Here is a 12,312-nt window from a genome sequence, read left to right as displayed (position 1 = left end):
CAATGTCGTCACAGTTCCATTTTTCGAGGTCCCACCTGAGCTCTTTGAGCGATGATTCTTCTGATGCGCTCAATGCCACAAGGAAAAACACTTCACTTTCAGAGATCGTTTCCATTTTGTGCCTAACGCTTCAATCAGCCGACGCTTTAGCGGTCGGCTGCATTGACTTGTTAGTTTCGCCCGAATTGAACAACAATATTGATATAAACGCTAAGGAAATTACCATGATTATGGGCATTACCCAATTCTTCGTAACTCGAAACGACTGTTCTCCACGCTTAACTCGTTCCCATTCCCCCTTCAAAATACCTTGTGAATAAGAAGATGCGCGTTCAATAGCATTAATTGCCTCGGTGTAATCTGTACCTTTTTCTATATTTACTTGATTCTGGGTGTTTGTTGCCACATCTAACAATCTATTTAATTCTGTATGCTCCGCTTCATTTTGATTTAGCCTGAGCTTTATACGGTACAAAGCTTCAGCACCTTCAAAACGCATTTTTCCCACTTGCTCTTTACTAAATCGAAAACCCATAACGTCTTCATCTGTTGCATTATGACTTCGGGCTTCTTGCATTACTCTACAAAGCGCTCGAGCTGATGAAAAAAATATTGCCAGATCATTTCGTAATCCGTCTATCCACGCTTGCCTAAATTCGGACGTTTTTTGTTCCTTACTTAGCGTTAAATTAACAAAGGCGATAAGCGCTGTAATTAACGCTGCCACTACAGTTGCGATTGGAGCTAGAGGTATATTTGAAAAGTCGATGTCCATTCTCCCTAGAAACTAACGCCCCGCTAAATTGCGCCATTTTTTGGCGTCAAGTTTGAACGGTTTGTTATAATTATTTTTCATTCTCTTTGGCATGCCAAATTCTTAATATAAAAATGATCTCACTAGCGACTAAATAGCGAATAGTATATTGGCCTATGTAGAGATCTCTAATTTTCTCTGGATCAGAGGCTTTAAGCACTGGCAAACCAATTAGAGGAAAACCTTTTAGCTTTTGGACACCCTCTTGAATGTCGATAGCAACTCTACGAGCAGCATAAGGATTCTTATTCTCTATGAATTCGACAACTCGTTGAAGGTCTTCGATTGATTCCGGTGAATATTTAACCTTCATACTTGAGGCGGGGATTTTCTGGCGCCTGTACCCCAACTATTGAGCCAGGCATTAACATCTGCTTCGTCAAGGGACTTACCCGCTTTAATGGATTCAAGTGCCTCAAGGGTATCTTGCCACCTAGAGTCCTCAAGAGACTGCTTTACTAAAAACTCCTTAATTGCTTGATTTATTAGATAGTTTTTGCTCCTATCGAGCTTTTTAGCCAAAGATTCTAGAGGCTTATCAACATCGTCAGTAAGCCGGATACTTGTAATACTCATGAGACCACCCTGGGTGTAGTGATTTGTATTACATATTAGTACAGTGAGAGAGAAAGGGCTAGGAGAATTTATAACGGCCCACATAAACAGCGCGAGGTATGAGCGTCCGGCGACCGAAGGGAGCGAATTTGATGCGATGGTTATGCATAACTTCGATGTTGATTAAGTACCTGAGCACATATTTGATTTAGAAATAATGTAAGAAAGAAACATAAATGTAAAAACACTAATAAAGAATATTCTTCTTCCTAAGATTCCTAACCTTTCTTGACGAGCAGGAAAAAACATTAACAAAGCACCAATGCTAAGCATATATAAGAAGTTAAGATTTCTATTATTAATATTAACGACCATCATGCCAAAGCCTATCATTGCAACAACCATGATTCCTAGATTCAGCCATAAAACCATGGCCTCTAAAGTCGTGCACTTACTTAAAATAAATTCATAATGCATTTGGTTTAACTGCTGGTGCCACTATTTCATTGAGATTGAGTAACGCCGTTGTAAATTGCAGTTTTGGAGGAGCCCGTTTGTGCTACTAAGCACAAAAAGGAGCGACGGAAAAATTGTCAATTTGACAACTTTGTTAGGGCATGGGCCCCAATATTGGTTGTAACTGTAAAAACCTTTTATCATAGCCTGCCTCCCAAGGGTATTTACCTTCCTTATCAGGCCAAACCATTTGTACCACTGGGTAAGGTTTAGGCATTGACCCATAATACCAATTTGCATAGCCCATATATTCGCCGTAATGCTCAAGGTCAACCGGAATAAAAGCTATAGACAACCCCTCGGTAAAATCATCATATTTTTTGAAAGGCTCAATTTCCTCTTTAGCTCCAACAATTTTTACAACGGCAATATTGAGCAGTTGATGAGCCGTTTCAGCGGGTAAACCTATGACAATAATTTCTGGATGATTATGCTTATGAAAATGGCCTAATGAGAACGCGAAGGCGGGCGCTCCATTCTCCTCTGCAACGTGTATGTTATGCCACCCAACTTTATCAATTTGAGCCAATAATTTTTTATCGTACTCGCCTTCTGGTACCGGAACGGAAAAATCACTTGGCACCGCCTCCATAAACATATTCTCTCCCCCTTGCGCTTGTATAGTAGCAACTGTAAACAATATCGAAAAAAATAATTTCTTGATCATGGTGTTGCCCTAATCGGGATAGGGAGGAGCCTTACAGCCCCTCTCCTCCCACACCACCGGGCATACGGATCACGTACCACGGCGGTTCGGTTGATTGAGTCATCTATTGCCTTCCCACAGGAGAGGCAACCCCAAGCCCAGAAAGTACGACGTGGGCATTCCGTAGTTCAGTGCAGGACTCTTGCTCAGCCGCCAGGGTCCATGAGCCGATTTGGCTGTATTCCAAGCCAAACGCACATCTATCCCCAGCTTCCTGAGCTGCCGGTATCCTGATCGTCCCCATTGCTTCCAAGCATAGCTGCGCAGTCGCCTGCGTATCCATTTGTCCAGCTCTGCGAAAGGCCGCTTCACCTCACAGATACCATAGTAGGCTTTCCAGTCGAGCAGGTATTTGCGCAGTTCGGCGATAACTTGTCGCAAACTGTGGCCTCGGGTGCGACGGGTCAGGTGGCGTACCTTCTCCTTGAGCGCTTTCTCGGCCTTGACGCTGACCTTGGTGCGTATTCCACCCCGGTAGCTGAAGGTGATTCCGAGAAAGCTTCGGCGCCAGGGCCGGTCTACCGCGCTTTTGCTCTGGTTGACGCTTAGCTTGAGTTTGCGTTCCAGAAAGCGGGTTAGGCTTTCCAGTACGCGCTCACCCGCGCGCCGGCTTCTGACGTAGATATTACAGTCATCGGCGTAGCGAACAAAGCGGTGGCCTCGGCACTCCAGTTCCTTGTCCAGGTCGTCCAGCAACAGATTCGCCAACAGCGGGGACAGCGGTCCGCCCTGCGGCGTACCTTCTTGCGAAGGCTCCACCTGGACGCCCGTCATTACCCCTGCCTTGAGGTATCCGTTGATCAGTTTCAGTACGCGCCGGTCTTCGATGCGGTGCTTCACACGACACATTAACTTGTCGTGGTTTACCCGGTCGAAGAATTTCTCCAGATCCATGTCCACTACCCAGCGATAGCCGTCCTTGATATGGCTTTGCGCTTGGGCAATGGCTTGATGGGCCGATCGGCCCGGTCTGAAACCGTAGCTGGAATGGGAGAAGCTTCCGTCCCACTCCGGTTGGATGACTTGCAGCAAGGCTTGCTGAATCAGCCTGTCGAGTACGGTAGGTATGCCAAGATGGCGTTCGCCGCCACCGGGCTTGGGGATCTTTACCCGCTTGACCGGTTGCGGTTTGTAGTTGCCATTGAGGAGTTCCTGCCGTATGCGTGGCCAATGTGCCTTGAGGTACATCGGTAGTTCATCGAGGCGCATGCCGTCGATGCCCGCACTGCCTTTGTTTTGGGTTACCCGTTTTAGGGCCGCAAACAGGTTGGCCCTGTCGAGTACGCGTTCCATCAATGGATCGCGGATGACCGGAGCGTCTTCTTTCTTTTCCCCAGGCAGGATTTCATCCCCTCTTTCGAGGGACAGCCGGGGCTGCTTTTCTGATGCAATATCCTGTCTCGTCATTCGAATAACTACTCGCTTCATTTAATCCCTTTCGGGAACCGTTCGGGCCTTCATGGGTTCACGTTGCGGCTCGGCTTGTCTGTTGCTCCCGCTTTCGCCTGGAGTGCCTAAATAGCTCTGCCTGTTCCCTCACTACTATGCCCTCTGCTGACTTCTGCATGTCGGTCATGCCGAATTGCTTCGCCATCAGTGCTTCCTTGTACAACATGCAGACCTCCCGGGGTAAGACACGAAACTTTCCCTGCGTAGACGCCGGATTTATAAAGCACACCCCATGCGCAGAGGGAGGACTTCGCTGTCACGTGCCAGCTCGTCCCAGGTGTACCACACCTCAGATCCGGTTCCTGTACGTCGCCCCGCAGTTTTGAATTGGGCTTCCTCCAGACCCCACCTCGCGATGACGCCCTTGCCCTTCTTCTAACCTTCGGCTCTGCGAATACCTGGTGAGAGGACTTTCACCTCTCTAGTTTCGTGCCATGCCCGGCACACACGTTACCCATAAGCCGCGCAGGTTTATCGCGTCGGCTTGATGGGCTGGTTAGGTTGCCTTGACTGCGCATTATATTTAATGCGTTTTTTTGCATATACACCACTACCTAGCAAAAATAACCAACCGACTAAGAGACTAGCAATAATTAGAAAGAATTTAGATCTATTATTTTTAGGGCTCTCTTTATAGAAATAAAAATCACCATGATTAACACTAAATGAATTAGCCCACTCCGGCGGCTGCTCAGTATATGACTCGTACATACTTAATTTACCCATCTCATGTGATGTTAGCCAAGGAATGTATTTAACAAAAAGGAACATCATGGTTATAAAAGTAATTAATTGCAGCACAGCAAGTACAATGAGAAATCCATCCTTTAATGCGTACCTAAAATAGCTAATCCCGGTCATTTATTCATCAACCTAACGCCCCACATCACCGGCAGTAAAAAGCAGAGCGACGAGGAACGAGGCGCGGCGCTTTTTGCTGTCCGAGTGCATGTGATTGTTATGGCTTTTTGATATGCCTATGATTAAACTCCATATTCAACCTCAACTGATCGACAATATTTTTGATAAACGTGTATGCGTTTATGATTCCGAGGACTAGACACCATAAAGTTATGATGGATAAATATACATTATCTATCTTATTTGTCAGGAGTAGCATTATAGACAGTACAGTATAGATTATGATTGCTGCTATGTACGCTGACAAGTATACGTTATATGCATTTTTCTCATAAAGCCACTGCGAAAACGCCGTATCTGATCTTGAATAGAATGTCCAGAAAAAACCAATTGAACCAGCTAACATAATTACTGAGAAATAAGAGGCAAAATCAGAAGCGGACGAACGAATAAACTCTGCTATTAATTTTACATCATAAAACACAAAAAGAGCGCCAACGATTAAAGTGCTTAAAGCAATCTCAGAAATATATGCCCACAAAATAGTTAGTTTAAGCTTCATCACTAGCATTTAACTCGATGGGATGAATTCTATCTATTTCTTTTGTTATTTCCGAGAGTACAGTATGTGTTTCTTTGGCTTTTGCATTTGCCTTTAGACCGCGCACAAAATCTTTCAAGCTATCAATTGATCCTCTAGTTGCCGTTGAGCTAGAAATAACTTTCTCAAAACTATCATCTCTATACCCCTCCATTTGAACGTCACCATCTTTATAACCTTGCTGGGCAAGCGCTGCAGTTGCAAATGGCCTGGCACTTTCACTTTTAGAAAGTCCGTTTGGATTTTTCATATCCTGACTATACTCCCTGATATCACTTTGTTTGAGATCATTAAAAAGATCTTGTGTATAACGAGATAGTTCAGGGTTTGGTATCCTCAAGGTTGCTTTAATACGAGTAAGGCGGTCGAAACTTCTGAACAAAGAAAGAATTTTATGCTTCTCAGGAACTGGCTCGAGCTTGATTTCTGATGCTTTATCCAAAGATAGTGCAACATTGGCCATTATTTTTTCAACGAAGTCTTTCCACGCAACTTGAGATATTTCTCCAGAATGCTCTACGGCCACAAGATGGCGTTGCATATCGAAAAACAATATCATTGTTGATGCCAAGGGAGGATTGGACATGGAAGACCCTGAGGATATTCCATCATCTGTAACAATTAGGCCATCCTTCTCAAGGATAGACCTGGCTAGTACTACAGACAGTACATTTCTTCCTGGCAAGATGCTTGAGTAATTCTCAAAATACCGAAGACTCCATTTATACCTTGCATTTCGTGTTTCTTGTTCTTCATCGAATTCAGGAATGCAAGCCTTCTCTATTATTTCAAATAAATCGTCGTCTCCCCTGATACGAAGAATATCTGTATCAACAAACAAATCCTCAACATCCACGACATTCAGTCTATAAAGGTCAAAATTAAATTTCCTTTTCAAAATGATCCACCCTTGTTTTTATTACCTGCCATAACGATCAAGCTCAGCGGGGGGTGGCGCGATAGCGCCAGCGTCCGCTGGAGCTGCTGGTTATAAGCTAACCACATGGTGAACTACAAAAATCTATAAATTGATGCCCAAAATCAGTTACACGGCCTCCGTGACCTAATAAATCTAAACCTTGCCCTGTTGTCATTAGGGTAAATACTGATTTATCAGTATTAATTAAACCATATTGATACAATTCACCAAATGCAGATTTTATTACCTCAATAGTTACATCTGGAATTGCTATTGGGAAAATCCTAGAGAATCCTCCAGTTATTCTCTCTTGCGGTATTCCATTTTGCTCGAGATATTCATCTGGCCTAGCTACGAACTTTAAAATCTTTATGTGTAAAGCAGATAGAGTATTCACTAGATTTAAAAAATACTCTTTTTCTGACTCTGGAGGTGCAACACCTAACGCAGAGTTGATTAATATTCCCCTAAATGAATCTAATTTTTCGGATTGATAATGTTCTGCCGCACCCCGAAAACACTTTTCAAAAACATAAGCGAACTCATCTGTAAGTATCAAACTGTCATCGATTTGATCTTGTAAATTGCTAAGGTCTCCGGCTACTTTTGTCGCAAATTCTTCGAGTCTAGCTTGCTTTGAATTGGGTATGTAATCAGTCATCAAGGATGCAATACCGCCAAGAAATGGGGCTGTAGCTAATCCAGCTTTTAATACATTTAAAATGTGCTCGACAGGTGTTTTAGTATTTCGATCTTTTATTAACTCAACTAATGAAGTTTCTTCTTCGTCTGTCATAAAATTCACCTTCTTGCTTATAACGTTGCCATAAACCGCGCGAGGAACGAGCGTCGGATTTGATGGCCTGGTTATGCACAACCTCGCACTCGATCATGATTTCTTTGACCTTTCGTATTCTTCGATTGGCCGGAAGTCTTCAGGAAAAGGTGGTTCAATACCAGCCAGCTCATAGAACCTTTTCCATACAGTTGTATCTTCGGAAGATAGCAATACACCCTGCATAAAAGGGATAAACTTGGGGTTGTTTTCTGCTTCCTCTTCCACTCGATCTATTAGCTTCTCTCCATATTGACACATAAGATCTTCAAATGGCCCTGCCGCTAACAAATCCATAACTTTTAAATCTTCCTCTTTTTCAAGAGCAATAAGTATCAATTTCCATAAAAGCTCCGGATCTTCTTTGGGCAACTCCATAAATGCTTCTATGGCCCACCAATTTGCTTCATAGATTGGAGAGGAACCACCAGCCCTATTAGCAGTTAACCAAGCATCTACCAAATCTTTTTCTTTCTCTATATCCATGATTTCATGCATAACAGCTTTATTAACTAGACCCCGTGTCTAGTTATTCATTTTTAGAGATTGTTGGTACATTCATTGGAATAAAGCTTTAACGTTAGCTTGCTTTAAATATGTAAGTATCCACCAAGAAATAATAAGCGGAGGGATAAACAGAATTATCTCTAATACAGCAACATCCGACTGAAAATATTGCACAGTCCCTTTCACTATAAATAATGCAGATGTAAATAGCGCACCAATATTTATCGCAGAGACAATGTAATATGCTTTTTTCTGTAAACCATAGAACATTGCTCCTAATATTAATTGCAAAACACCAACACCAATTAATACATACCAAAGCTTAAAGTCACCAATAATACCTCTATATACATTCCAGCATGCTGTCAGCAAGAAAAGAGCAGCTATGATAGATATTCCTCTTGGCCTTTCTTCATGGATTTCCATTATTCTTCTCTAACGGCCCGGCTCAGTGGGGCGAGCGATAGCGAGCATCCACTGGTGCCGATGGTTATGTGTTCTATGCATCAAGAATTTACTTGCATTCATTAGTTTGCGCTCACCCATATTGCAGCGACTAATTTAATGGGTAACTCAAGCAACCCTGCGCTTAATGCAGTATCACAGATAACATCATGTGTTGGTTTATGCGGCAATATAGATGCAACGACAAACCATATTCCAATAGGCAGAAAAACCACGATAAATAAGATATTCCATATTTCCAACTCAGATTGAGCCCAGACTATTAAAGCCAAGCCGGCAATAATAAGGCCAGTAAAGAAAGTACTTACTCTCATCAATAACGAATACACTTTCCCTTCTCTTTTTTACGCATAACGCTGCGCTAAATGGAGCGGAGGCGCGTAGTGGCGGAGCTTCCATTTGAGCGCCTGGTTAGGTGATTTATTCATAGTTCTTTGATAACCACAGGTTCTTTATATGCCATAACGGACAAACACTCATTGTTAGTAGCAACAAGATACTCGGTGTGACCTGACGTGACTATATTTCCGAACTCAGCTTCTTGCTGTGACCACCCCTCTTGGTTAACTCCCTGAACATAATTCCTTGTACAATTTTCCGGGAAGGGGTAATTGAGCATATCTCCTTCGTCGAGGTATCGAAAACCACGGACACCTTTAAATATAACGTGAACCATGCCTTTTACCGATTGATCTTTAGCGTAAGCCCTGAGAGCAATAGTAAGTATCCATTGATCGAAATTTACTGATGCAACTTCAATGTGCGTAATATCTTCTTCAATTGCAGTTATATCATCCATTATATTCACCTAACGCCGCCATAATTTGCCGCCTGAAGCGTAGCGTAAGGCGGTCAAATTGATGGCTTTGTTAGGGCTTTTACTTTCCAGCAATTTTAGCTGCCTCTTCAATCCACTTAGCCAATGCTTCTTTGTTTGTGTACTTGTAAGCTTTAAACCCATTTGATTTTATTTTTGAGGGAATGGCTCCAGGAGAATTACCAGATACGTTAGGGTCGTTTAAGTGGTGAATCTGAACGGCTACCAAGCCATTTCCCCGCGCGAGAGATTGATCTATCTCGTAATTTATATATTCTCTGTTCGCTGCGCCTTCAGTTATTAGCACAACGGTTACTGTCGTATTTTCTAAACCTTTATCTATCATGCTTTCTATATGCTTTCTTCCTTTTTTCTTGGATTCCTCCCAAAGAGAGGCATCTTGAAAACCAGCAGCAGCAGTACCTGTTATATTTGGCATACTTCTGATTTGGTTTACTTTCCATATGTGTTTGTAATGAAAACTAAAAAAAGTTCTTCTGGCCATCTTACACACTCCCTTTAAAAATGATTATTAGCATTATTAAAACTATTACTCCAAATATGACACCATGAAACAATTTTAGAGTTGTTGAGAAGCAAATCGAAAACCATGAATCTACTTCATCTTTAAATTTGGTTGCGTTCATGTCGAAATCAATTGATTCTTCGCTTTTCTTTGCAATGTCCTGATATAGCTTTCTGTACATTCTCTCCTGCCAAAGAAAGTAGCCATCTAAACTCCAAAATGCTACGCAAGGAAAATATGCTAAATATAGAAAGAGCTGATTTGAGTCTTTGGCGGCTAGCGCAAATAGAGCGGAGATTAAAGTCACACTCCAACCTTTTAGAAGGAAGGAGTTTCCAGCCATTCTATTTATTATCCCTTGCGTCATCTCGAGGTGCTTTAATTTCGCTTCCATATTGGACTCCTTGAGGCCCTAACAGTGGATTATGTGGACGGCTCATAAAACGACTTATGACGCCGGCACATATATTGTCTTATGACGCCATATGTACTATAAATGTTCTCAAGCATAGAAGGACAGACTTTAGAGTTATAATACGCATGGAATCTTCCGAAGATCGCTAATTTTGGCGAAATTGTGCAAAGATACTTTAATATTTCCGTATTCCCCCAAAGTCTATCCCCTGGTATCGACGCCATATTGAAGCTTTTCTGGCTGATCATCCCAATGTAGGACTCAGATCTCATTTCGATAAGAGTGTTACTGACTGGCTTGAACGCACTGGAAAGATACCAATAATAATAGCTGGCAATTCCGTCAAAAGGTCGATGCCCTTCGATTGTTGATCTGCCACATCTTGAAGCTGCCCTGGAGAAGTTACTTTGACTGGGCAAACTGGTCTACCGGGTAGCAGGCTCTTGAAAAGAGCCACCCTACGATTACCCGCACTTATGAGATGATTCTTAAGACGGTGGAAGATCCAAAAAACCATTTGGGGAAGAACTTCCCTGATTAGAATCGGAAATTTCTTGTTGTAACCAGACTCCCCGACTATTCGAGCAACACCGAGCGCTGCTATCTCGGATGGATCAACCGGTTTCTCTATTTCCATAAAGAGAAGTATCCCTGCGATTGTGCTGAAACTGATGTTGTTCCTTTCTAGAACATTTAACGCTTCAACGCAAGGTTTCTGGAATCTAATGTACTGGACAGCCCCTAGGAGATATTGAAGGAAATAACAGAACAACGGGCGATCTAACGCACCTTAAATGAGCGCATCAATCAAAACCCAGGGATGTTAAATCAGTGACGGCATGCCCGGGTAGAGAACCCGGGCAGACTATGCATTACCACAAAGGCAGGTCGGTGGTTCCCATCAGGTACTCGTCCACTGCGCGGGCGCATTGACGGCCCTCACGGATGGCCCATACGACCAGGGATTGACCCCGACGCATGTCACCTGCAGCGTAAACGCCATCGATGGAAGTTTTGTAGGCTGATCCTCCCTCGGTGGCCGCCTTGACGTTACCCCGGTTATCCAGATCAACGCCCAGCTCTTCCAGCAGGCCTTCATGTACGGGATGAACAAATCCCATTGCCAGGGTGACCAGGTCGGCTTTGAGTTCAAATTCGGAACCGGCGACTTCTGTCATTTTCCAGTTGCCGGCGGAATCCTTCTCCCACTCAACCTTTACGCAGAGAACTCCGGCCAGATTTCCGTTGCCATCATCGATGAAGTTCTTGGTCGCCACCTGCCACATGCGATCACACCCCTCTTCCTGGGAGCTGGAGGTGCGCATTTTATTGGGCCAGTTAGGCCATGTGGTGCCCTTTTCCTCTTTTTCAGGAGGTTGGGGCAGTATCTCTAACTGGGTTACTGACGCAGCGCCGTGTCGATGTGATGTACCGATACAATCTGATCCGGTATCACCACCACCGATTACTACGACATGTTTTCCGTTAGCGGAGATAAAGTCATCTACCTGGTCGCCCTGTACTTTATGGCTGTTACTGCGCAGGAAATCCATTGCGAAGTGCACACCATTTAACTCGCGGCCTGGAATCGAAAGATCGCGGGGCTTTTCGGAACCGCCAGTCAGCACAACGGCGTCAAAATCATCGATCAACTGCTTGCCTGGAAGATCGACACCAATGTTGATGCTGGTCTTGAATTCCACACCTTCTGTTCGCATCTGAGCCATGCGGCGGTCGATGATCTTTTTGTCGAGCTTGAAATCGGGAATGCCGTAACGCAGTAAACCACCGATTCGATTCTGCTTTTCATAGAGCACGACCGCATGACCCGCTCTGGCAAGTTGCTGAGCTGCTGCCATGCCCGCCGGGCCTGATCCGACCACAGCAACCCTTTTGCCACTCTTGTGATCGGCAATCTGGGGCTTGACCCATCCTTCATTCCAGGCCTTCTCGATAATGCTGAACTCGATGGTTTTGATCGTTACCGGGCTGTCATCTAGATTCAGGGTGCAGGATGCCTCGCAGGGTGCGGGACAGATGCGACCGGTGAATTCAGGAAAGTTGTTGGTGCTGTGCAGCACGTCGATTGCAGCTCGCCAATCACCCCGATAGACCAGATCGTTCCAGTCCGGGATGATGTTGTTGACAGGGCAACCCTGATGGCAGAAAGGGATTCCGCAATCCATGCAGCGCGCACCCTGTTGACTGACATTATCATCACTCAAGGGAATAACGAATTCACTGTAGTGTGTGACTCTGTCTGCCACCGGAGCATAGGTCCGGTCCTGACGATCGATCTCTTTAAATCCTGTTGGCTTACCCATGA

The 12,312-nt window shown here is 44.0% G+C and carries 18 protein-coding genes; 1 reads left to right on the top strand and 17 read right to left on the bottom strand.

Annotated elements, in window-relative coordinates:
* Nucleotides 1-130: 130 nt before the first annotated feature.
* The 16 genes from AC4IFB_RS05455 to AC4IFB_RS05380 form a co-directional block, all read right to left on the bottom strand.
* On the bottom strand, nt 131-775 hold the full coding sequence (locus AC4IFB_RS05455; RefSeq protein ID WP_490779602.1) for a hypothetical protein: 645 nt from the start codon (nt 773-775) through the stop codon (nt 131-133).
* Nucleotides 776-845: 70 nt separating this feature from the next.
* Nucleotides 846-1,127: a type II toxin-antitoxin system RelE/ParE family toxin gene (locus AC4IFB_RS05450; RefSeq protein ID WP_490779601.1), complete on the bottom strand. Its 282-nt coding sequence runs from the start codon at nt 1,125-1,127 to the stop codon at nt 846-848.
* The gene (locus AC4IFB_RS05445; protein WP_490779600.1) at nt 1,124-1,390 is read right to left on the bottom strand and encodes a ribbon-helix-helix protein, CopG family; all 267 of its coding nucleotides are present in this window, start codon (nt 1,388-1,390) and stop codon (nt 1,124-1,126) included. The genes AC4IFB_RS05450 and AC4IFB_RS05445 overlap by 4 nt, the downstream gene beginning before the upstream one ends.
* A gap of 162 nt (nt 1,391-1,552) precedes the next feature.
* Nucleotides 1,553-1,846, bottom strand: a complete 294-nt coding sequence (locus AC4IFB_RS05440; RefSeq protein ID WP_490779599.1) for a hypothetical protein — start codon at nt 1,844-1,846, stop codon at nt 1,553-1,555.
* A 133-nt stretch (nt 1,847-1,979) separates the two neighbouring features.
* A complete protein-coding gene (locus AC4IFB_RS05435) occupies nt 1,980-2,552 on the bottom strand; it encodes a DUF4262 domain-containing protein (protein ID WP_490779598.1) in 573 nt (190 codons plus the stop codon).
* A gap of 99 nt (nt 2,553-2,651) precedes the next feature.
* Nucleotides 2,652-3,998, bottom strand: a complete 1,347-nt coding sequence (gene ltrA / locus AC4IFB_RS05430; protein ID WP_490779597.1) for a group II intron reverse transcriptase/maturase — start codon at nt 3,996-3,998, stop codon at nt 2,652-2,654.
* A gap of 58 nt (nt 3,999-4,056) precedes the next feature.
* Complete coding sequence (locus AC4IFB_RS05425) at nt 4,057-4,206, bottom strand: hypothetical protein (protein WP_490779596.1); 150 nt, start codon at nt 4,204-4,206, stop codon at nt 4,057-4,059.
* 1,246 nt (nt 4,207-5,452) lie between these two features.
* Nucleotides 5,453-6,400 carry a DUF4747 family protein gene (locus AC4IFB_RS05420; protein WP_490779595.1) on the bottom strand — a complete coding sequence of 316 codons (948 nt, stop codon included), beginning with the start codon at nt 6,398-6,400 and terminating at the stop codon, nt 5,453-5,455.
* A 97-nt stretch (nt 6,401-6,497) separates the two neighbouring features.
* Nucleotides 6,498-7,217, bottom strand: a complete 720-nt coding sequence (locus tag AC4IFB_RS05415; RefSeq protein WP_490779594.1) for a hypothetical protein — start codon at nt 7,215-7,217, stop codon at nt 6,498-6,500.
* 93 nt (nt 7,218-7,310) lie between these two features.
* Complete coding sequence (locus AC4IFB_RS05410) at nt 7,311-7,742, bottom strand: DUF6869 domain-containing protein (RefSeq protein WP_490779593.1); 432 nt, start codon at nt 7,740-7,742, stop codon at nt 7,311-7,313.
* 72 nt (nt 7,743-7,814) lie between these two features.
* Entirely contained in the window at nt 7,815-8,189 is a 375-nt protein-coding gene (locus AC4IFB_RS05405; RefSeq protein WP_490779592.1) for a hypothetical protein, read from the bottom strand.
* A 101-nt stretch (nt 8,190-8,290) separates the two neighbouring features.
* A complete protein-coding gene (locus tag AC4IFB_RS05400) occupies nt 8,291-8,557 on the bottom strand; it encodes a hypothetical protein (RefSeq protein WP_490779591.1) in 267 nt (88 codons plus the stop codon).
* A 95-nt stretch (nt 8,558-8,652) separates the two neighbouring features.
* Nucleotides 8,653-9,027 carry a hypothetical protein gene (locus AC4IFB_RS05395; protein WP_490779590.1) on the bottom strand — a complete coding sequence of 125 codons (375 nt, stop codon included), beginning with the start codon at nt 9,025-9,027 and terminating at the stop codon, nt 8,653-8,655.
* Nucleotides 9,028-9,106: 79 nt separating this feature from the next.
* Nucleotides 9,107-9,550, bottom strand: coding sequence for a TIR domain-containing protein (locus AC4IFB_RS05390; protein ID WP_490779589.1), 444 nt, complete (start codon nt 9,548-9,550; stop codon nt 9,107-9,109).
* Between the two features lies 1 nt (nt 9,551).
* Nucleotides 9,552-9,965 carry a hypothetical protein gene (locus AC4IFB_RS05385; RefSeq protein ID WP_490779588.1) on the bottom strand — a complete coding sequence of 138 codons (414 nt, stop codon included), beginning with the start codon at nt 9,963-9,965 and terminating at the stop codon, nt 9,552-9,554.
* A gap of 289 nt (nt 9,966-10,254) precedes the next feature.
* Nucleotides 10,255-10,623 (bottom strand): hypothetical protein, encoded by a 369-nt coding sequence (locus AC4IFB_RS05380; RefSeq protein ID WP_490779587.1) that lies wholly within the window; start codon nt 10,621-10,623, stop codon nt 10,255-10,257.
* Between AC4IFB_RS05380 and AC4IFB_RS05375 the strand changes: the two genes are divergently transcribed.
* Nucleotides 10,600-10,674: a hypothetical protein gene (locus tag AC4IFB_RS05375; protein ID WP_490779604.1), complete on the top strand. Its 75-nt coding sequence runs from the start codon at nt 10,600-10,602 to the stop codon at nt 10,672-10,674. The genes AC4IFB_RS05380 and AC4IFB_RS05375 overlap by 24 nt on opposite strands.
* A gap of 184 nt (nt 10,675-10,858) precedes the next feature.
* Here the strand turns inward: AC4IFB_RS05375 and AC4IFB_RS05370 are convergent, their stop codons facing one another.
* Complete coding sequence (locus AC4IFB_RS05370) at nt 10,859-12,310, bottom strand: glutamate synthase subunit beta (protein ID WP_490777756.1); 1,452 nt, start codon at nt 12,308-12,310, stop codon at nt 10,859-10,861.
* Nucleotides 12,311-12,312 lie beyond the last annotated feature (2 nt).

Source organism: Candidatus Thiodiazotropha sp. AKIB8 (assembly GCF_058244675.1).
The sequence above is the reverse complement of the archived record's forward strand: the minus strand, read 5'-3'. Positions and strand labels throughout refer to the sequence as shown.